At 47.2% G+C, this 20186-nt stretch carries 16 protein-coding genes and 2 tRNA genes; 2 read left to right on the top strand and 16 right to left on the bottom strand.

Features of this window, described 5'->3' with window-relative positions; translation table 11 throughout:
- Nucleotides 1–7: 7 nt before the first annotated feature.
- From F461_RS0105930 to F461_RS0105880, 10 genes are all read right to left on the bottom strand, one after another.
- Entirely contained in the window at nucleotides 8–769 is a 762-nt protein-coding gene (locus F461_RS0105930; RefSeq protein ID WP_020000230.1) for an indole-3-glycerol phosphate synthase TrpC, read from the bottom strand.
- A complete protein-coding gene (gene trpD, locus F461_RS0105925; protein ID WP_235633768.1) occupies nucleotides 762–1775 on the bottom strand; it encodes an anthranilate phosphoribosyltransferase in 1014 nt (337 codons plus the stop codon). The genes F461_RS0105930 and trpD overlap by 8 nt, the downstream gene beginning before the upstream one ends.
- Before the next feature lie 81 nt (nucleotides 1776–1856).
- The gene (locus F461_RS0105920) at nucleotides 1857–2450 is read right to left on the bottom strand and encodes an anthranilate synthase component II (RefSeq protein WP_026364646.1); all 594 of its coding nucleotides are present in this window, start codon (nucleotides 2448–2450) and stop codon (nucleotides 1857–1859) included.
- Between the two features lie 169 nt (nucleotides 2451–2619).
- Nucleotides 2620–4035, bottom strand: coding sequence for an anthranilate synthase component I family protein (locus F461_RS0105915; protein ID WP_026364645.1), 1416 nt, complete (start codon nucleotides 4033–4035; stop codon nucleotides 2620–2622).
- Nucleotides 4036–4143: 108 nt separating this feature from the next.
- Entirely contained in the window at nucleotides 4144–4935 is a 792-nt protein-coding gene (locus F461_RS0105910; protein WP_020000228.1) for a prephenate dehydrogenase/arogenate dehydrogenase family protein, read from the bottom strand.
- Complete coding sequence (gene aroA / locus F461_RS0105905) at nucleotides 4923–6245, bottom strand: 3-phosphoshikimate 1-carboxyvinyltransferase (protein ID WP_020000227.1); 1323 nt, start codon at nucleotides 6243–6245, stop codon at nucleotides 4923–4925. The genes F461_RS0105910 and aroA overlap by 13 nt, the downstream gene beginning before the upstream one ends.
- A 26-nt stretch (nucleotides 6246–6271) precedes the next feature.
- Entirely contained in the window at nucleotides 6272–7465 is a 1194-nt protein-coding gene (gene pheA / locus F461_RS0105900) for a prephenate dehydratase (RefSeq protein ID WP_020000226.1), read from the bottom strand.
- Nucleotide 7466: 1 nt separating this feature from the next.
- Entirely contained in the window at nucleotides 7467–8438 is a 972-nt protein-coding gene (locus tag F461_RS0105895; protein WP_020000225.1) for a 3-dehydroquinate synthase II family protein, read from the bottom strand.
- A 25-nt stretch (nucleotides 8439–8463) separates the two neighbouring features.
- A complete protein-coding gene (locus F461_RS0105890) occupies nucleotides 8464–9264 on the bottom strand; it encodes a 2-amino-3,7-dideoxy-D-threo-hept-6-ulosonate synthase (RefSeq protein WP_020000224.1) in 801 nt (266 codons plus the stop codon).
- A gap of 631 nt (nucleotides 9265–9895) precedes the next feature.
- Nucleotides 9896–10405 carry a nitroreductase family protein gene (locus F461_RS0105880; protein WP_020000222.1) on the bottom strand — a complete coding sequence of 170 codons (510 nt, stop codon included), beginning with the start codon at nucleotides 10403–10405 and terminating at the stop codon, nucleotides 9896–9898.
- A 237-nt stretch (nucleotides 10406–10642) separates the two neighbouring features.
- Here F461_RS0105880 and F461_RS0105875 point away from each other — a divergent pair, with 237 nt between their 5' ends.
- Complete coding sequence (locus F461_RS0105875) at nucleotides 10643–10993, top strand: winged helix-turn-helix transcriptional regulator (protein WP_020000221.1); 351 nt, start codon at nucleotides 10643–10645, stop codon at nucleotides 10991–10993.
- 120 nt (nucleotides 10994–11113) lie between these two features.
- Entirely contained in the window at nucleotides 11114–12514 is a 1401-nt protein-coding gene (locus tag F461_RS0105870; RefSeq protein ID WP_020000220.1) for a class II fumarate hydratase, read from the top strand.
- Between the two features lie 210 nt (nucleotides 12515–12724).
- Here F461_RS0105870 and F461_RS0105865 read toward each other — a convergent pair.
- The 6 genes from F461_RS0105865 to F461_RS0105840 all read right to left on the bottom strand — a co-directional run bounded on the left by F461_RS0105865 (nucleotide 12725) and on the right by F461_RS0105840 (nucleotide 19720).
- Nucleotides 12725–12800 (bottom strand) — tRNA-Phe (locus tag F461_RS0105865).
- Between the two features lie 69 nt (nucleotides 12801–12869).
- Nucleotides 12870–12945 (bottom strand) — tRNA-Phe (locus F461_RS0105860).
- A gap of 146 nt (nucleotides 12946–13091) precedes the next feature.
- Nucleotides 13092–15158 (bottom strand): HD-GYP domain-containing protein, encoded by a 2067-nt coding sequence (locus tag F461_RS0105855; RefSeq protein WP_026364643.1) that lies wholly within the window; start codon nucleotides 15156–15158, stop codon nucleotides 13092–13094.
- Between the two features lie 14 nt (nucleotides 15159–15172).
- Nucleotides 15173–15688, bottom strand: a complete 516-nt coding sequence (locus F461_RS0105850) for a transglutaminase-like cysteine peptidase (RefSeq protein WP_161624767.1) — start codon at nucleotides 15686–15688, stop codon at nucleotides 15173–15175.
- Nucleotides 15689–16039: 351 nt separating this feature from the next.
- A complete protein-coding gene (locus F461_RS0105845; protein ID WP_020000217.1) occupies nucleotides 16040–17368 on the bottom strand; it encodes an HlyD family type I secretion periplasmic adaptor subunit in 1329 nt (442 codons plus the stop codon).
- A gap of 12 nt (nucleotides 17369–17380) precedes the next feature.
- On the bottom strand, nucleotides 17381–19720 hold the full coding sequence (locus F461_RS0105840; RefSeq protein WP_020000216.1) for a type I secretion system permease/ATPase: 2340 nt from the start codon (nucleotides 19718–19720) through the stop codon (nucleotides 17381–17383).
- Between the last annotated feature and the right edge of the window lie 466 nt (nucleotides 19721–20186).

The following is a 20186-nucleotide window of genomic DNA, read 5'->3' as shown; positions in this document are numbered from 1 at the left end:
CTTGAGGTTATTCGAGTAGGCGAGTAAGCGCCTTTTGCGGTTCTCCATCCTGCATAAGGGCTGTGCCGACCAGCATTGCATCGTATCCCGCCGCTTCAACTTGGCGTCGTTGTGTTGACGACGAAATACCGCTGGCCGCTATCCATACTTCGGCAGTTCTGCGGTGAGGAATCATACGCTTGCATATAGCAAGGTCTGTTTCCAAGGTGTCTAGATTTCTATTGTTTACCTGAATTATTGTAGCGTTAGCAAGTCTGGCGAGAACAAGGTCCGTGTGGTTGAAGACCTCTACGACACTTTCAATTCCAAACGATGCTCCAAGTTCAATTAATTCAGCAATTTCTGCTGGTGAATTAAACATACGCGCAATGAGCAGCTGAGCGGATGCGGGTGTAGATGCTGTCTCAATAACTTGCAAAGGATGTACAATAAAATCCTTGCGTAACATTGGTAGGCCAACAAACTGCATACGTTCTAAGTACTCAAGCTTACCTTTAAAGTACTTTTCTTCAGTTAGCACTGAAAGTGCTGTTGCTCCTGCTTTTGCATATTGCTCTGCTACATCTTCAGGAGAAAGGTGTGGTGCAATATCACCACGGGAAGGAGAAGCACGTTTATATTCAGCAATGCAGGCCAGTTTGTTTGCACGCAACGTAGCAGCAAATGGGATACGTTCACCTTTGTAGGCCGCTGGCAACGCATTATTGTTATTCAATTGAACAAGTCGTGCTATTTCAGCATGCTTCGCTGCAAGAAACTTATTAAGCATCGAGGACTTTCCTTCCGACTCCTGCCGCAACGGCTTCGCGTGCGCGTTCCATACAGGTTTTAAGTGGTTCATTAGTAATAAGGTGCAATGCCATGCCTGTGTTCAATGCCAGCATATCCTGCATCGCTTTTGGGCCTTTCCCTTCCAGTAACTCGTGTAGCACTGCTAATCCTTCCTCTTTCCCTTGAACTGCAAGATCATCTTCTGCACATGGTTCAAATCCAAACTCTGCCGGATCAAGCTCCGCGTGACGGATAGTTCCGTTTTCTACGAAAATCACTTTCGCTATACCGTTTGTGGTTAGTTCATCATATCCACCTGCGCCATGGACAACCGCTGCACGCTCAACACCGGCCTGCGCCAGTACTTCTGCCATAATTTCCATAAACTCCGGTTTAGCAACACCAAGCAGCATATGGGTTGGACGGGCTGGGTTAAGCAGCGGGCCGAGCAGGTTAAACAGGGTGCGGTACCCAAGTTCTTTGCGAACCGGCATTACGTGCTTGAATGCAGGGTGATAATCAGGTGCGAACAAGAAAGCGAAGTTGCGTTTTGCAAGCTCTGCAGGAATCTCTTCCGGTAACAAACGGAGCGGTAGCCCAAGACCTTCAACAGCATCTGCGCTGCCGCATGATGAAGACACTGCGCGGTTACCATGCTTTGTTACCGTATAGCCCATCCCCGCAAGTGTAAGCGCTGTGGCTGTGGAACAGTTAAAAGAATGCTTACCATCGCCGCCTGTGCCAACCAGATCGATAGTTGCGCCTTCAATTGCTTCAACAGGTTTGGCACGTTCAAGACAAACACGCACCGCAGCATGAATCTCTTCTGCAGTTTCGCCTTTCTGGCGTAACCCCATCAATAAAGAGCCTGCCTGACCGGATGTCATTTTGCCGTCCATCAATTCGGTAAAGACGCAGTGAGCGACATCTCCGTTCAGATGTTTTCCGTCCGCCAACTGTTCTAATATCTGTGTCGTATTCATTTTCTTGTTCCTTTTATCCATTATGGTACCTCCTATGAGGGACTCCTGTTGCTTAAAAGAATCCCTTGGTCGTTGTGTTACAGACCTTTTGGGGAGAGGAGATTATGAGCTTTTTACTAAAACTTTGTCTGGAAAGTTTTTCAGCATCGTTTCACCTTCTGGTGTCAGAATTGATTCGGGATGAAACTGGACACCAACCCAAGGGCGGTCAGCATATTTTATGCTCATAATCTCCTCTTCGCCGTCCGGTGTCTGTGTGGAGGACGTTGGAACAATTAATGTGTCTTCATTTTTTGTAATAATCAGTGAATGGTAGCGCGCTACCTGCATTGGGGATGCTATTCCCTCAAAAAGCCCTTCGCCTGTATGGTCAATGTTCGAATGTTTCCCGTGCATAATGCGCGGAGCAACATCCACAGTGGCTCCTGCAAAATGGGCTAGAACCTGATGTCCTAAACAAACCCCCAGAACGGGGACTTCTTTAGGGAGCAGAGCTAAAAATTCTAGGCACAGCCCTGCATTTTCCGGTTTTCCCGGCCCGGGGGAGATACACACCATCTCTAGTTTTCCGCTTGCTGCAAGCTCCAACAATTCAGGATCATCATTGCGGACAACGTGTGGATATCGTCCGGTTTTCTGGAATGCCTGCACCAAGTTAAAGGTAAAGGAATCGTAATTATCAATAAGAAGAAACATACTATCTCCATTGCGAGTCTGTTTGGTATCCACATGGGGCTTTAGCCGTGATGTTTTGTGTGGATGAAACTGTTTCGCAAATAAAATTTTTAGGAAGGAGAGCTGAGGGAGAACCTCTCGTAAAAAAGGTTTCCTCCAACCACCGGAGGCGAAATAATAAATTGTCTAATTATCGCCCTGCAAAAACGTCGGCTTGGCCTGTGGCGTTCAGAGTCACTTTGAGTACGCGGCCTTTGTTCTGACATTCTTCCCATTCCTTTTCAGGAATGGAGTCATGAACGATGCCCGCACCGCACTGCCATTGGACAGTGTTGTCTTTGACCCACATTGTGCGGATAAGAATACCGGTATCGAGGTTCACGGACTCCTTATCCAGACCGAGCCAGCCGATGGTTCCTGCGTAGGCGCCTCGGGAGACTGCTTCTGTTTCTCCAATAATTTCGATGGCGCGAATCTTTGGTGCGCCGCTTACGGTTCCTGCGGGGAACGTTGCTCCGAGTACGTCGAGAGCATCATATCCCTTTTTAAGTTGTGCTTTCACGTATGAAGTCATGTGCATTACATGGCTGAATCGTTCGACTTGCATAAATTTGTCTACGGACACTGTGCCGGCTTCGGCGATGCGTCCCACGTCGTTTCGTCCAAGGTCTACGAGCATTACGTGTTCTGCGCGTTCTTTCGGATCGGCAAGAAGATCTTCTGCCAGCTGTGCATCCTCAGCATCTGTTGCGCCTCGTGGACGTGTGCCGGCGATAGGGCAGACTTCCACTACGTTGTTCTGGCATCGTACCATTGTCTCCGGTGAAGAGCCGATGAGCGTGATGTGTGAAAGACGCATGAAGAACATGTATGGTGACGGGTTAATTTGTCGTAATCTGCGATAGAGAACAAAAGGATCACCTTCGAATGAAGCCTGAAAACGGGTTGATACTACAACCTGAATGGCCTCACCCTGCCGTAGCTGTTCCTGTACCTTCTGCACGTTGCGCATGTAGGAAGCCTTGTCCGGTATGGTGGTTACTTCGCCAATGCAAGGTGCTTCCGGTGTGCGTTCAACCGCTGCTCGATCCATCTTGACGGGAAGGTTATCCGCGAGGTTGAGCATGCAAAGCTTATTGTAAAGGTGATCAAAGAGAACAATTGTGCCGGGCAGCATAAGGCATGCATCGCTGTTTTCCGGTGGCAGTACTTCTTCTAATTTTTTTTCAAACATGCCGATTGTTGTGTAGCCGAAGTAACCAAACAATCCGCGGGCAATAGCGGGGAGCTCTTTCATATCGTCTTGTGGCTCAATGTGGATGGCTTCCATCACCTTGCGGGCACCTTCGATAAAGTCCATCCCTTCGTATTCTTTCAGCTCGTTGAGTCTGCTGTCGCGGGACGCTACTTCCAGTTTGCCGTTTTTACAGCCGAGACGAAGAAGCAGGTTAAAGCCGATAACACTATATCTGCCCCGTCTGCCGTCAACTTCCGCACTTTCAAGAAGAAATCCCTGACTGGTTCCGACGAGTCCCAGGAAGAGGCTTATGGGGGTCTGAATGTCTGCTGCCAACCATTGGCCAGTCTGTTGTAACTTGATTTTCATGGCATTTGTTCTCTCGTTTAGTGTGTTGATAGGGTCATAAAAAAAGCCGCACTTCTTATGAGAAGTGCGGCTTTGTACTTGTGTAAGCACGAAGGGTACAATACGGAGCTATTGATGCACTTCTCCTGAGGAATCCGTAAATCGCCACCACCATAGAGCGCGCTCAACGATAACGTTGATGTCGCCACCAGCAGCAATATTAAGGATAGAACGATAGGAGCGCACAGCATCCTGAGAGCTTGGGTTTGCTTCAAATAAGCCTTCAAAGAGTTCTGCATCTTTGGTGATCATTTTTTCGGCAGCTTTCAGGCGGCGTTCAAAAGACGGCGTAAGGTACGGCATTACGTTTTCCTTATCTGCCAGAAGGGCAAGATAAGAAACAGACGTAACGAAATTTAAACTTTGGATGAGTGCAGCAGCTTTGTCATGCTCTTCTGCTGAAGAACAGAACGGCTCACAGCCGATACGTGTGAAGAGTTCTTCAACCATGTGTGCAGAGTCTGCATCACAGCCTTCGGAAGGCGTAATTGCAACACGTACATCATCAGCCTTCGGCTCTGGGCCGAAGAGAGGATGTGTCCCCACAACGGGACCTGTGTATGCTTTCTGCATCTGCATCATGGGTTGAACCTTTACTGAAGTAATATCCGCCAAAATCTGTGGCGGCTTCATATGCGCGGTAACGCGCTTCACAACATCGTTAAATACGGCTGCCGGAACACATACCAGCACTATTTGTGCATCTGTAATTCCTGCCTCTAACACTTCGTCTGTTAACGGCTGGTCAATTTCTGCTACTTCCAGACCAGCTTTGGAAAAGCGGGGGCAAAACATGGCTCCCATTTTCCCTGTAGCTCCTACAACGGCAACTTTTTTGAGCGTAAAGTCTATCTCCTGCATGGTGAAACTTTCTCCCACTCTTCCCAGAAGGTCGGGAAGGATTTAGAAACACAGGCTTTGTTATCAAGCTCAATGTCACCGAGCGCGAACTGGAGTAATGAAAGACTCATTGCCATACGGTGGTCGTTGTAGGTTTTAAATACAGTGCCTTCAGGCGCTGTAATAGCTTTTCTATCAGGACGGATAATTATTCCGTCTTCTGTGACTTCAGTGTCGATACCGGCTTTACGTAATTCTGTTGCCGGTGCGGCAAGACGGTCACACTCTTTAATCCGCAAATGCGCTACGTTGCGGATGGTAGTGCTACCTTCTGCGTATGCTGCAAGTGCGGCAACTGTCGGAACTAAGTCTGGGCAGTTCCCCATGTCTACATCAATTCCTTTCAATTTGGAAGGATGAACAATGACATTTTTGTCATTTATTTCAAGAGTGGCACCCATCTGCTGTAGTATAGTGAACATCGCTTTGTCACCTTGCAAGGAATTCGCATGAAGATTGGCAATGCGTACTGGCTCAGTACCAAGCGTACCTGCTGCGAGGAAGTATGATGCGTTAGACCAGTCTCCTTCAACAGTGTAGGAACCATTTCGGTACATGCCTGGTTTAACAATGAAGCGGGTTTTGTTCGGTACAGCTGTTTCAAATGTGCGCCAGTCTTTTTCAATCCATTCAGAATCTTCAAGCATTTCTACGCTGAAGGTGATGCCGAACTGCTCCATTGCGTCCAGCGTAAGCCCCACGTACGGCCAGCTCACAGCTTTGTTACCGACTAGATTAATAGTCAGGCCACGTGTGGAAGGTGCTGCCAGCAGCAGGCCGGAGAGGTACTGACTGGATTCTTCCAATGATATGGAAACTTCGCTGCCTTTTAGTCCGTCTGTGTCCAAAACTACAGGGGGGCACCCCTCTGCGCCTTCATATGTAACATTTACTGTAAGGCTTGAGAGTGCATTTGCAAGCTCTTTTATAGGCCGTTCATGCATGCGCGGCGCACCGTGGATGCGGAATTTACCTAACCCTGCTGCGAGAACGGCCGTTAATAGGCGGCATGTTGTTCCAGATTCATGTACGTCACAGGATACAGGCTCATCTATTCCGCCCGCCGGTGTGCCGCAGCAACCGGTGACGCTATACACGCCCGCTTCCTGCCGATAGATTCTTGCGCCGCAGTCGTTAAAGATACCGATGGTGCGGGCTAAATCTTCACTTTCAAGTACTCCGGACACTATGGATTCTCCAGCTGCCATAGCGGCGCCGATGATCATACGGTGAGATACTGATTTAGAAGCTGGTGCGGTGATAGCGATCATGGGGGGTGTCTCCAGTTAACTATTAATTATTTATTCTGCTTATCCGTTACTGTGGCAATATCGCTGCCTTTAGTAAAGTCCATATATTGTCCGGCAGGGTAACTTCCAAGAATGCGCAGAGACTGACATTCTGTATGCAATTCTGTTAGAAGTTGCTCGTATTCTTCGGTAGAAAGGTCGCTTTCAATATCGACAAAGAAGACGTAACGCCATTTTTCGCCGCGCATCGGACGCGATTCGAGCTTCTTCATGTTTAATCCTTCGCGTGCCATAATGTTAAGCACTTTTGCGAGGGCACCCGGTTTATCCGGTACGGTAAAGAGCAGGGATGTTTTGTCCTGTCCTTCTCCGTCGCTCGGCTTGGATCCGATGATGACGAAGCGTGTCCAGTTGTCCTGCATGTCTTCAATGTGTTCAGCAAGAACATTTAGCTTGAGTAAGTCCGCAAGGCTGCCGTGTCCGATGGCTGCTGCACCTTCTTCTTCCTGAACCCGGCGCGCCGCTGCTGCGGTACTTTCTGTCGGGATAATGCGCGCGTTCGGTAATGTTGCGCGTAGCCAGTGGGAGCATTGTCCCAACGGTTGCGGATGTGAGTATACGGTGTGAATATCTGCAAGCAGTTTTTCACGGGTAAGCAGGCTGTGGCTGATGCGGCAGAAAAGTTCAGCCTTTATGTAAAGATCATACTCCATGAAAAGGTCAAGACTTTGCCCGACTGAGCCGTGTAGAGAATTTTCAAGCGGGATTACTCCCAGCTCACATTCTTTGTTAACAACAGCACTGAATACAGCATTAAGGTCTTTTTGCGGTATGTAATCTACCGAACGACCCAGAAACTTGACTCCTGCAAAGTAGGAAAAGGTTCCTTCCGGCCCGAGATAAGCAACTCGTTGAGGTCGCTGCAATGCTCGGGAGGAGGAGAATATTTCGCGGTAGATAAAACGCAGATGCTCAATAGGTATAGGCCCCTGATTATTGGAACGAAGGTTATCGAGCACTTCCTTTTCGCGGAACGGTTTAAATACGACATCTTGTGTACCGCGTTTCAGCTGGCCAACTTCCAGAGAAAGAGAGGCCCGCCGGTTGAGTAATTCAAGAAGCTCAATGTCTGTTGCGTCAATTTCTTTGCGAACCTCTTTGAGGCGTGGCAGATTATCTACGCTGTTATCTGTATCGGCACCTGTTGTTGCAGGTGTGTCTACTTTCTTTTGTTCAGACATATTAGTCTTCCTTGATATCTTCTTCGATTCGCATGCCGAAATGACGACCCGCAATGTCGGTACGAACGAGAATTTCGTCGCCTTTCTTTACGTTAACAACGCTGATCGGGTTGCCTTTTGTGTCAACTACGCGAATGGTTTCCGCATTCTGCAGGAACACTGCGCCTTCAACCCCGTTTACTTCGGCTTTAATGAGCAGCATAGGACGTACTTCTGTTTTGCAGCGTCCTACGATTGCGGTGGAAGTTGTTCCGTCGTGGTTGACGATGAGCACTTCGTCGCCGGAAGAAAGTTCTTCAAGGTATGTTGTTTTATCGTGCGGAAGCTGTGTATACGCATGCACTGCACCGGCATTGATACGGAACGGGCGGGCAGCTACGTACTCATTGTTTTCGGTTTCTGCGTGGACGAGGAAGGTAAAGGCTGAAGAATTACCGACGAGCATACCCTGACCTCTCTTGAGGATGGAGAGTGTGTCAACACAAACTCGGTGGCCTAAGCCGGAGGGACGAACCTCGGTAACTGTTGCCGGAACAAGGTCTAAAGTGCCCATGGAAAGTTTGCATTGTGCTATAATCTGCTTCAATTGAGTAATTCCATCTGCGGTTACAACCACGCCTTCTACGCCTCTTTCAAGAATGCCGAAAGCAAGGTGCGCTTCTTCGACTGTGTTGGCTTCAACCAGCACGTTGTCAGACTGCGCTAATAAATTTTCAATCGGGATAATTTCCCATCCGTGACCGATAATGACTTGCTCGCCTTTTTTCAGACGTTCTACTGCCTCTTCTTCAACACTTTTTTCAGTAAGCGTAATGACAGGCATAGACTCTGCTGCGAGTACAGTGCAGAGGGACAGGCTGGCTACTCCGGCCATTTCTTTTTCTGGTACGATAATGCCATCAACGCCAGATTCCAGAGCGAGGGTGACGTGATCTTTATTGAACGGTACGCTTGCGAAGAGAACTTTTTTCATTTTTCTGAGTCCGGATAATATCGGGTTAATCGTTTCCTACGAGTTCCATTGCCTGCTCAACATCCCAGTCTTCATGCACTACGCCGCGGAGCGCTTTAACGAGCATTGCACTGTTTTTGTGCTGGAAGACGTTACGACCGACTGAAAGACCGGCACCGCCAGCGCGAACAGAGTCGTGAACCATGGTGATGAATTCGCGGGTGGAGTTCATTTTTTCGCCACCGGCGATAACGACAGGTACACAGCACGCTTCAACAACATGGGAGAAAGAGTCAATATCGCCAGGGTAGGAAACTTTGACGATGTCTGCGCCTAATTCTACCGCAACACGGGCACAATGGGCGATGTGTGTGGCGTCGTAAGAATTGTGGATGTGTTTGCCACGGGCGTACATCATTGCGAGAAGCGGGATGCCCCATTCGTTTGCAATCGCGGACACTTTGCCGAGGTCTGCCAGCATTTGGCTTTCTGTTTCATCGCCTAGGTTAACGTGAACGGATACACCGTCTGCACCGTGTTTAATTGCATCTTCAACGGTTGCAGTAAGTATTTTAGCATTAGGTGTAGGTGAAAGGGACGTTGAGCTTGAGAGATGAACGATAAGTCCAACGTCACGTCCGCCTGCACGGTGACCGCAGCGAACAAGCCCTTTGTGCATCAGTACGGCGTCTGCGCCACCTTCTGCAATGTTACTGACAGCTTTCCGCATATCTACAAGTCCGTCAATCGGGCCTACAGAAACACCGTGATCCATAGGAACAATGATTGTTCGTCCGGTGACTCTGTTGATGATGCGCTCCATGCGGATCTTCTTGCCAATTTCCATCGTATTCTCCTTAGCGTGTACTCAGTGAAGCAATCACCCGGTAAGTTAGAATGCATTGTTGTTAGCATTATGCAGCAAAAAACCAGTTTTGTTTTGCTTGCCCGATCTTTTATCAATCTTTGGGCGTTTGGCATAGTTGCTAAAAGGGCATTTTCTTATCAAGTGGTTCAATGAAGTTTTAGGGTTGGCCGCCACAGCTTGCGCATAAAAAAAAGAGCCGCAGGCTGTGTGCCCGCGGCTCTAAGTTTTCTAGTTGGTGTCGAATGTTTGCTTACAAGAAGGCACCAGAAAACCGGCCACGGGCTTTGCCATAGCTAAAGAAGAACCAAAAATAAAAGTTGGTTTCGTAAGAAGCTGGTTTGGCAAAGATTGCGTTCATGGTGTTTCTGATTTCCTTAACAAGTTTGTTAAATTCGATGCTGAAGAATAGTGACGAGAGGCGATTTATGTCAATACGAAATTTAAAATTTTTGTTAAATAAGCCAAAAGTCGTATGTAACATGATGAATTTACATGATATAAAATCGCCTATATAATGAGCTCAGCATAAATGACTTGATTTTGGAGGGAACAACCCTCTTTTTGTTTCAAAAACGCCTTTTGCTTCATTTTGTGCAAGTTCGTTACTGTACTACCATGTGTTTCTGTGAACACGGGTTGCATCGAATCTGTCCTGAGCTTGCAAGTCCTGATCAGGGTGTCCAAGTACAATAACAGCGAGAGGCACAACGTTCTCCGGTGCATTAACCAGTGAGCGGGCTGCATTTACGCGGTCTTCTTCCGGCCATAACCCGCACCACACAGCGCCAAGTCCTTCGCTATGCGCTGCAAGAAGTAAGTTCTGAATAGCTGCGGAGCAATCGAGCATCCAGTTTCCGGGGTATTTTTCTACGCTGCGGTCACCTAGAACCATTATGGATAGAGGAGATTTTGCAGCCATGCCGATATATGGACTGAGCTTTGCAGTTTTTTCAAGCAGTTTTTTATCGTCAATTACAATGAATTGCCAAGGCTGTTCGTTACCGGCACTTGGGGCTGCCATGGCGGCTTTGAGGAGGGTGTTGATGTTTTCTTCACTGACTACTTCAGTTGTAAATCTGCGTATGGAGCGGCGGTTGGCAATAGCTTCAAGTACGTTCATGTTCTCTCCTGAAAAAATATGGTGATTTTTGGTAAGGGGTTGATTGTACCATAAAAAGGCTGCGGTTTAACCTGATTTCTACCAAGGGCGTAAGTAATCTCGTAATGTTTTCATTTTACTTCACGCACTATATATAACATGTTATTTTTAAAGAACAAGAAGGCACCTTTTCCTCTACAGCATACCTTTTGGTAAGTTTTGTTGGTAATAGCGTGTTTTCGAGGGATAATTTTTTTTATGATTATGTGGAACGGCAAGGAATATCGATGCCCTGTAGAAGTGGGCATGGATGTGATCAGTGGAAAATGGAAGAGCCTGATACTCTGGCATCTGGGTGAGGGGGGCAAACGATATAAAGAGCTGGAGCGTATTGTTCCGGGGGTAAGTCAGAAGATGCTGACACAGCAGCTTAAGGAGATGGAACGAGACGGGTTACTTATCCGTACAGTGTATCCAGAGGTGCCGCCGCGTGTTGAATATGCTCTTACAGATTTAGGACGGAGTGGACTTTCAATTTTAAAAATGCTGCATGACTGGGCAATTGATGAGTTGGGTTGTGAGCATCCCTGTGCCCGGGGTGCAGATTGATAGAAGTGCAACACAAAACAGTACTCTGAATTTTCTACTGTTATAGTTTTGGCAGGGGGCTGGCTCATTTGGTTTGGAAAGGTGGCTTTGTCGTATGTAACGTTTGATCAGGGAGTAATCATGACGCAGGGGATCCGGATTGAATCTGATTCAATGGGCAGTATTGAGGTGCCTGAAGATTGTTACTGGGGGGCGCAGACACAGCGGTCGTTGCAGCACTTTGCCATAGGTGCGGAACGGATTCCATTGGAGGTCATTGTTGCTCTTGCTCATATTAAAAAGGCAGCAGCACATGCTAACGTAGAGTTAGGTGTGCTTGCAGAAGACATTGGTCACCTGATTGTCGAAGTGGCGGATGAAATTTGTAACGGCGGGCATGATGCTCAATTTCCACTTCATGTGTGGCAGACGGGCAGTGGGACACAGACGAACATGAATGTGAACGAGGTGATTGCTAACCGTGCAAACGAGATGGCCGGCAGCCTTCTCGGAAGCAAGTCGCCGGTACATCCCAATGATCACGTGAACCGCTCGCAGTCTTCCAATGATGTTTTCCCGAGTGCTATGAATGTGGCGGCAGCCATAGCCATAGAATATTATTTAACTCCTGCCATTGAAGGGCTCATCCGGACTCTTGAGGAAAAGGCTGCCTTGTGGACAGATGTTCCCAAGCTAGGCCGGACGCACAGGCAGGATGCTGTCCCTATGACCGTAGGACAGGAACTCTCCGCTTTTGCATATCAACTTGAGGCTGATCTGGTTCGGCTGGAGCAAATCCTGCCGCAGCTGCACATGCTTCCTTTGGGGGGCACTGCCATCGGAACAGGGCTGAATGCACCAAAGGGATTTGCAAAACGCGCCATAGGACACCTTGCTGAATATATAGGAATTCCATTTACCCAAATGGAGAATACTTTTGCAGGGCTGGCATCCAGTGATGAGATTGTTTCCGCATCCGGTGCTGTCCGAACTCTGGCGTGTAGTTTGCTCAAAATAGCAAATGATATTGCCCTGCTTTCTTCCGGTCCTCGTGCGGGAATCGGTGAATATGTTCTTCCGGCCAATGAACCCGGCTCTTCTATTATGCCCGGCAAGGTGAATCCCACTCAGTGCGAAGCGTTGGCGATGGTGTGTGTGCAAGTGATGGGGCTTGATTCATCATTGGCCTTTGCAGGGTCGCAGGGTGTTATGCAGCTTAATGTGTATCGTCCGTTAATGATTTACAACCTGCTTACGTCGATCCGCTTGATCACAGATGCTACCCGTATGTTTACACAGTACGCAGTGGCGGGGCTGGAATTGAATGCTCGGAAAATTGAGGAGTATTTGTCATCGTCTCTTATGCTTGTGACGGCGTTAACTCCGGCTATCGGATACGATAAGGCAGCTGCGGTAGCAAAAAAGGCCTTTGAACAGGATAGAACGCTTAAAGAAGTGGTGCTTGAAGAGGGCTTGCTTGAAGAAAAGGAATTTGATGAGGCTATGGATTCTATGCATATGGCAAGACCGTATTCTGAGTAGGTAGCTATGTGCTGTCAGTGGGCAAGAGTGTCTGTGAGAACAGGTACTATGACGCTTTTCATCTATAGGGGAGGGGAAGCGGACATCGTCTGGAAGGAATTTTGATTGTCGGGATTTTGAAGCCATGAGCCGACGGCGTGTACATTACGTGAAAGCAAATAAAATGAGTAAAAAAAAAGACCCGCTAAAAGCGGGTCATAATTTTACAAGTGGTGCCGCGACACAGAATTGAACTGCGGACACGGGGATTTTCAATCCCCTGCTCTACCAACTGAGCTATCGCGGCACGACGAGAAATTATCTACAGGAAGGTGACATATGTTGCAAGTAAAAAATGCAGCCATCTTCATGAAGATGGTGCCGCGACACAGAATTGAACTGCGGACACGGGGATTTTCAATCCCCTGCTCTACCAACTGAGCTATCGCGGCACAGGTGGAAGGTTTAGAGAAAGACCGGCGTGTTGGCAAGTACTTTTTTAAAAAAAGTGATTTTTTTTTATAAAAAGTCAAAAAACACGCATGAAACGCTTCTTCGCCGCCGCACAGGTTGCAGTGATGCGTGATGTAACAGCCTGTTATATTGCCTTTACTTCTTCAATGAAATCTTCACCAAATCGAGTGTTGAGCAGACGTTCGAGGGCAAAAATCATTTCTTGGTCGTAGAAATTCTCCATCTCTTTTAAAATCTCGAATGCGTTTTCGACGGATAGTGCAGGGCGGTACGCACGAGGTCTGATGAGTGCGCAGAATGTGTTTGTAAGCCCGAGCAGTTTGGCCGGAGGGATAATTTCATCATGTTGCAGTTTTTCCGGATAGCCGGATCCGTCTAGCTTTTCGTTCATTTGCGTAACTGTTTCTACAACAGGAAGACCGAACTCGATACTGCCAAGCACTTCTTTTGCATGCAGTGCATGTTTTTCCATTTCAGCTTTTTCTTCCGGAGTTAGCGCGCCCGGTTTCAGCAGAATTTCACGCGGCACAAATAGCTTACCGATCTGGGACAGGTTTGCTGCCGCCTCTATGGTGGATATTTCTGCATCGCTCATGTTCATGCTGCGGGCAAGTTCAACAGAAATCGATTCGAGCATACGGGTGTGCCCGCCGAGATATGGGTCAATATGCTCAATGGTGCTTGCCAGCGCGGTAATGGTCTGCTGTTCTGCCTGTTTTCGCTGTTCTTCTGCTTCAACAGCTGCGGTAATATCGCGGAATACAGACACAATGCCATTTAACGAACCTTCTCCGGTAAAGAATGGTGCCTTGGATATCTGCATAACGTAGCGTTGGGACTGTAAATAGAGTGTCTCTGTAATATTAATTGGTTCTTCAGACATATTTACGAGTTGATCAGAGGACGCAAGGCGGTTTGCGGTCGCATAGCCGAAGACTGCCGTGTCATCCAGTCCTTTCATTTCTTTAACAGTGCGCCCTACAGCCTTAGCAAATGCCGGGTTTACATACTGATATATGCCCTCATTGTCTTTTAGAGCAATGTAATCCGGAATAGTGTCATTGATGGAATCAAGGAACATTTTTTGTTCTTTGATTGTCATTGCGAGCTCTCGAAAGTTCTCTGCAATTTTTTTGTTGTCTTGTGAAACCAGCAGCCACCAGAACAGGAATATGACTAGTGTGAACGCACCGATAGTGAGAACTTCAATTATGAGCGTGGTCCGGATTGTACTGTTTAACTCTGCGCGGGCTATGTCATAATCAATTTCTTCAATGACCCACCAGTCTGTATTGGGAACTTTGATGCCGTAGGAATATCCCTTGGCGGTTTGGCTCAGGTTTTTGCGCAATGAAAATGGCAGGATGTCTGCGTCTATTTTGCCGAATGAAGGAGCGACTTCCGCTATTCCTTCCGGCTGCCAAGGAAGTATATCCTGTAAGACACCGTTTGCTTTTTGAACAAGATGTGTCGTGTTTCCTTCTTCTGCCAACGGTGAACTGGAGATAATTTCTGTAATTTTTCCGGAGGCAAGCTTGGAGAGCATGAGAACAGAAATAGGCTTTGTGTACTCGCCTTCAAATTCCGGCGGGAAAATAGGCAGGAACATGTCAAAAACAAGCCCGTTACTGCTGCTGCGTACCGTTGAGAAATGTACCTTCGGATTTGCCAGTACATCATTCACCATATCAAGCTGTTCCTGCGTAAGAGCAGTTACGTTGGCATTGGTGGCGATATAGGTTTGACCAAAGCGGTTGATAATCCGCCCGTCAGCAAAACCGGCATAGCTGGAAAACTCGTCGAGCAGGTTACGCATCATCGGGAGTTGCTGCGCAAGGGAAGACTCGTCCCCTTGAGTGCCTTCTTCTGCGTATAAGCTGCCGATATTATCACCCAGAACATTTACTTCTGAAGCAAACAGACGGAACAGATCAGCATTGATGAGCCTGTCGCCTTGTTCAGCCATTGCCAGCAGCCAGTTGTTAATGCTTTCCAGCCGGGCAGCTGCCAACAGTTTTTGCTGTTTTTCCAGACGATCATTCAGTCCTGCTTCTTCATTCTTTATGTGGATGAAGCATAGGGTGGCAGAGATGACAACAATAGCGGAAAGCACAGCGATGCCGAACCATTTTAGACGAGAGCGCTTATCCTGCGTAACGGGAAGCTCATAGTCATTCGTTTTAGTAGGCATTTTCAGCTCCGGAATCATTTTTTCGGCTTGGAAGCCAGTTGATTTTTTTTCACCGGGATGTGTGCCCAGCGATTAGTTTCGTTTACAGAAAACTGAGGTACATAGTGCGAAAACTTTGAATGCGGAAGTACCAGCTTTGTCTGGTTATCAAGCACCCATGCATCATTGTCGTAGAATACAACTAGTACAGCATGTCCCAGACGACGGATGTTATCCATAACTGCGACAATGCGCAGAGAGTCTGCGGGCATCCCTAATTCTCGAAGCGCATAGTACTTGGCAATGGCGTAATCTTCGCAATCACCTGACTTTTTGACAAATTCAGGCGGTGTTGCCCAATACTCCTGCTTGCCCCAGTTTTCTATATCTAGGCGATACGGCCACTTGTTAAAGTAAGAATTGATCTTGCGCAGCTGCTGCATCCGCGGCATGGAGACAATAGTGCTTTTAAATTGCTTCCAGCGTTGCCGCTGGTTTTTGCCGGATGTAGGCAGCGAGTTCGAAAGAAATTCTTGTTTATATGCAGCCATGGTATCTACAATACTTTGCCACCGGGCCAGAGTTTTGTTTTTGCCTTTTAGTTCTATAGTGCGGAACAAACGAATGTTCCCATGGTCATCTTTTAAAGGCCCTGTGCTGGCTGCAACCTTTTTCCGTGGCCGCGGATTTTTTTTTCTTGTAGGAGGCGGCTTGAACAGCATACGGAATGCTGATTTCTTCTTTCCTTTAGAAAGAGACGCTCCTTTTGTACTGACAGATGGTCTGGAGTTATTCGTCTTGGATTGCGCGGACGCCTGTAAGCACTGAGTTGCAAGAAAGAAGCAACAGATAATGCTGACAAAAGTTGCACAAAAGATTATCGAATTTTTCCAGTGGTGCAATTACCGTTCTCTCAGGGCGTTTTGTTTTGCCTTTAATATTGGCTTCAGCAGATAGTCGAGAACAGATTTTTTACCTGTCAGAATATCAACAGAAGTTGTCATGCCGGGAATAATAGGCAGGTTTTCTCCCCGATATTTAATAGTATTGGTCTTTGTGCGCAGTTTTACAAGATAAAAGCTCTCACCACGCTTATCTTCGATTGTATCAGCACTGATTTGCTCTACAGAGCCTTCCAGACCACCGTAAATAGAAAAGTCGTAGGCTGTGATTTTAATCATCGCTTTTTGCCCCGGATGCAAAAAAGCAATGTCTGCAGGGCGTACTCGTGCTTCAACGAGCAGCGTGTCATCAAGCGGTACAATTTCCAGAATGGTATCACCGGGTCTGATAACACCACCGAGAGTATTTGCAGCAATCTGTTTAACTGTACCACGTACAGGTGCACGCAAGTCGGTACGTGTTACACGGTCATTGCCGGCTGCCATTGCTTCTCTAAGAGAACGCAGCTCAACACGGCGCTGGTTTATTTCACGGTGCGCTTCATTTTTGAATTCAGCAAGGCGCTGTTTTGTCCGTTCTCCAGCTTCTTCGGCAGCCCTGCGAATACGCGGAATAGCAAGTGACAGTGCTTCGATATCGCCCTGCAGCTGGATCAGGTGCTCTTCAAGCTGGAGGTAATCGATTTTAGGGTACACATTTTTTTCCATGAGCGGGCGGGCAATGTCGCGGCGTTGTTTTGCAATTTTATGACTGGAAACAAGCTGTTTGCGTTTACTGATCATTTCCGCAATTTCCTGATCCCGCTGGAATTTTTGCGAAGAAAGCACACTGAGTTCTGTTTTAAGCTGGGCTTTTCGGGAATTGTAGATGGCAATTTGGTCTGCCACCATTTGTGGTACTTCCGTTGTAAGATTTTCAGGGAAAACCAGTGGCGTATCGTTGGCTTCTGCGGTGAGGCGGATAATAGCGACTTCGTGTTCAAGGGCTTTTGATTCTGCATCGCGAACTATGCTTTCTGCCTGTTCATTGTCGATGCGGACAAGAATCTGTCCCTTTTCGACAATTTGCCCTTCAGTTACAAGTAGTTCGCTTAAGATACCACCTTCAAGATTCTGTAATTTTTGAATCTTTCTTGAAGGTACAACAGCGCCTGTACCGCGGGTTACTTCATCAAGAACAGCAAAGTTTGCCCAAATCAGGAATGATGCAAAAAAAAGAATAATAAATAAAGACAGAAGATATGCTTTGGGGTGACCACGCTGGCGCAGAGCGGCATCAACTTCGCTCATGAACTCAATGTCGTCATTTCTGTAATGGGCTTTATTCATTGTGTCTGACTCCTACGCCGCTCTTGTCGGTGCTTTTTTAATCTGATCTTTTCTTAATGCATCAAGAACTGCTGCTTTAGGGCCGTCAGCCACAACCTTGCCGTTATCCATCACAATAAGTCTATCAACAACATCAAGCATACTGAAGCGGTGGGTGATAAGAATCAGTGTCTTACCCGGTATGATATGCGCAAGCTTACGTTTGAATGTGAACTCAGAACCGTTGTCCATGTTGGAGCTTGGTTCGTCTAAGATAATGATGTCAGGGTTTGTCAGCAGCGCGCGAGCTAACGCGATGGACTGTCTTTGTCCTCCGGATAATGCCATGCCCCGTTCGCCAACCTGTAGACCGAAACCGGCAGGGTTCGACTGAATAAACTCTGTGACACCGGCAATGGAAGCTGCGCGGAGAATAGCATTTTCATCGGCCTGTGGGTTGCCGATAGCAATATTGTCGCGCACGGTACCATAGAAGAGGTAGTTATCCTGCGATACATACCCGGTACGGGAGCGGAGGTCAGCTATATCCATCTGGCGGATATCAACGCCGCCAAGCTTTACCGCACCCTCTGTAGGGCGGTATAGTCCGACACAGAGCTTGCCTAAGGTGCTTTTACCCGACCCCATTCGGCCAATAATGCCTACTCGTTCACCTTTATGGATTTTTAAATGGATATCTTCAATCGCAAATCGTTCTGCGTTTGGATATTTAAAGGCAAGTGAGTCGAACGTAATCGACGCGTCAAGTTTTTCGTAGCTGATGCCTGTGTATTCTTCTTGTGCTTCTGTTGGCAGCTGCATGATCATGTCAAGAGATTTTAAGGCCATACGTGATTGTTGCATGCGGGAAAGCATGCCTGCAATCTGGCTGAGAGGCGCCATGGAACGACCTGCAAGAATGTTACAGGCGATAAGGCCCCCCATAGTCAGCTTGCCGTCAGCGATACGGTATACACCGTAGGCAATGAGGAAAACAGATACGGTTTGTGCTGCAAACATAGTGAAGGTCATAGAAAAATTCGCAAGGTGCTTTGCAGAGTTGCTGGACTTAGCACTCATGCCGACGACTTTCTCCCACATTTGCTGCATGTGCCCTTCAGCCATACTTGTTTTTACCGTTTCAATACCGTTAATTATTTCAATGAGCAGAGCGTATTTCTGTGCCCCTTCTTTAAAACCGGACTCAACTGCGCGTTGAAACGGGAATTGGAGCAGGAGTCCTACTATAATGACGATTGGAATAGCTGTGGCGGGAATAAGGACCAATGGGCCGCCAATATAGTGAATGAGTGTGAGGAAGAAGAATAGAAATGGAACGTCAATAATTGCCAGTAATGTTGTAGAGCTGAAAAATTCACGGAGTGACTCAAATTCACGCAGGTTGTTTGCCATCGTCCCGGTTGAGTCCGGTTTGTCATCAAGACGCAACGCCATAACGTGCTGCATAAGTCGTGAAGCAAGAATGATGTCAGCATTTTTTCCTGCAACATCACAGAAGTAACTGCGCAGGTTGCGGAGCATAAAATCAAACAGAAGGGCAATGCCGATCCCCATGGCCAGCACCCATAGTGTGTCGGTCGCATTGTTAGGGACCACCCTGTCGTACACGTTCATAAAGAAGAGCGGCGAGGATATGGCAAGAAGGTTGATGATGATGCTTGCAAGCCCAACGTGCTTATAAATGGGTAAGAAATAGAGAATCGTATCCCAGAACCAGCGTTTAGTTTTTAACAGCTTCAGTTCACTGGCACGCTTATCAAGTCGGCCTTTTATTTGACCAAAGATAACGTAGCCTGCGTACTCTTCTTCAAGCTTGTCCCGTAGTACAGAAATTGGCGTACTGTTCATTTCCGGAAAAACGACCTTTGCATGCGTCTCCGTGAGGGATGTGAGTACACCGGCTCCTTTGTTCTTTAAAAGAATAATGCACGGCAATGTCAGTGTGGATATTTCTGCTAGTGAATTACGACGCACCGCTTTGGCATTCATACCGGCTTGCAACGCGGCACGAAGACAGGCAGAGGTGTGCGACTGCGTACCATGCTCTGGTAGACCCGTTTTAAGTTGTTCAAGAGTGAGCGGTTTTCCGAGCAAAGAAAAGAGGTGCACAAGTGACCGTAAAAGCGGTGATTCGTAATCCACATCTGACGGCAACGGTGCATCAACTATAGTTTTAGGGCCTTGAGGAGACTGTTGCTTTTGTTGTGCAGAGTTGTTGTCGTGAGATACAGGGGGGGCGGATTGTTCTGACGCAGCCCCTTGGGCATCGCTGAACGATGGTTTTTTCGCAGTGTCCGGTTTGGACTGTGCGGTCGTTTCCGGCACAGGCTGTCTGTGATTAGAATCAGTCATGAGCACTCCCTATAAGTAATACTTCCATGTTTATTAACAGGGAAATACTGATAACGTGTAGTAATGTATCTCCATATTTTTTCATAATTTTTTTAAAAAGTATAGACGAGACAATACCGATTACTCTCCATATACCGTGTGTTTCAGCTTGTAAATATTGTTTAGCGCAATGTAAAAATACATATGAAATAATCATAGGGGATCGGGGGGATTACATTTAGGAAATAGCTTGTTTTTATTTAGATGGTTACATGTTTGCCAACGTAATACCTATCCATGGAGTAGGGTAAAATAGGCGCTGGAGGGCGTCTTTTTTCTTAAAATTATATTCAGAGATGTTGTATAACTATTTGAATGTTAACGCTTTGCTGTTTTAAGCTAGTCTGTTAGTTATTATCCGGTTGTTTTGATAGAATTGTAGATAGTGTAAAAACTGCTTTTTCTTGAGGTATTAGATTGAACCGCG

Source organism: Halodesulfovibrio aestuarii DSM 17919 = ATCC 29578 (genome assembly GCF_000384815.1).
GTDB lineage: Bacteria > Desulfobacterota > Desulfovibrionia > Desulfovibrionales > Desulfovibrionaceae > Halodesulfovibrio > Halodesulfovibrio aestuarii.
Note: the sequence above shows the minus strand (reverse complement) of the source record. Positions and strands in the feature narration are given on the sequence as shown.

Excerpts from the sequence above, each read along its gene's own strand:
- F461_RS0105850 (WP_161624767.1), bottom strand. The coding sequence starts at position 15,688 with ATGGCTGCATATAAACAAGAATTTCTTTCGAACTCGCTGCCTACATCC.
- pheA (WP_020000226.1), bottom strand. The coding sequence starts at position 7,465 with ATGTCTGAACAAAAGAAAGTAGACACACCTGCAACAACAGGTGCCGAT.
- F461_RS0105880 (WP_020000222.1), bottom strand. The coding sequence starts at position 10,405 with ATGAACGTACTTGAAGCTATTGCCAACCGCCGCTCCATACGCAGATTT.
- F461_RS0105930 (WP_020000230.1), bottom strand. The coding sequence starts at position 769 with ATGCTTAATAAGTTTCTTGCAGCGAAGCATGCTGAAATAGCACGACTT.
- aroA (WP_020000227.1), bottom strand. The coding sequence starts at position 6,245 with ATGATCGCTATCACCGCACCAGCTTCTAAATCAGTATCTCACCGTATG.
- F461_RS0105915 (WP_026364645.1), bottom strand. The coding sequence starts at position 4,035 with ATGAAAATCAAGTTACAACAGACTGGCCAATGGTTGGCAGCAGACATT.
- F461_RS0105875 (WP_020000221.1), top strand. The coding sequence starts at position 10,643 with ATGATTATGTGGAACGGCAAGGAATATCGATGCCCTGTAGAAGTGGGC.
- F461_RS0105855 (WP_026364643.1), bottom strand. The coding sequence starts at position 15,158 with ATGCCTACTAAAACGAATGACTATGAGCTTCCCGTTACGCAGGATAAG.
- F461_RS0105920 (WP_026364646.1), bottom strand. The coding sequence starts at position 2,450 with ATGTTTCTTCTTATTGATAATTACGATTCCTTTACCTTTAACTTGGTG.
- F461_RS0105890 (WP_020000224.1), bottom strand. The coding sequence starts at position 9,264 with ATGGAAATTGGCAAGAAGATCCGCATGGAGCGCATCATCAACAGAGTC.
- F461_RS0105910 (WP_020000228.1), bottom strand. The coding sequence starts at position 4,935 with ATGCAGGAGATAGACTTTACGCTCAAAAAAGTTGCCGTTGTAGGAGCT.
- F461_RS0105845 (WP_020000217.1), bottom strand. The coding sequence starts at position 17,368 with ATGAATAAAGCCCATTACAGAAATGACGACATTGAGTTCATGAGCGAA.
- F461_RS0105895 (WP_020000225.1), bottom strand. The coding sequence starts at position 8,438 with ATGAAAAAAGTTCTCTTCGCAAGCGTACCGTTCAATAAAGATCACGTC.
- trpD (WP_235633768.1), bottom strand. The coding sequence starts at position 1,775 with ATGGATAAAAGGAACAAGAAAATGAATACGACACAGATATTAGAACAG.
- F461_RS0105840 (WP_020000216.1), bottom strand. The coding sequence starts at position 19,720 with ATGACTGATTCTAATCACAGACAGCCTGTGCCGGAAACGACCGCACAG.
- F461_RS0105870 (WP_020000220.1), top strand. The coding sequence starts at position 11,114 with ATGACGCAGGGGATCCGGATTGAATCTGATTCAATGGGCAGTATTGAG.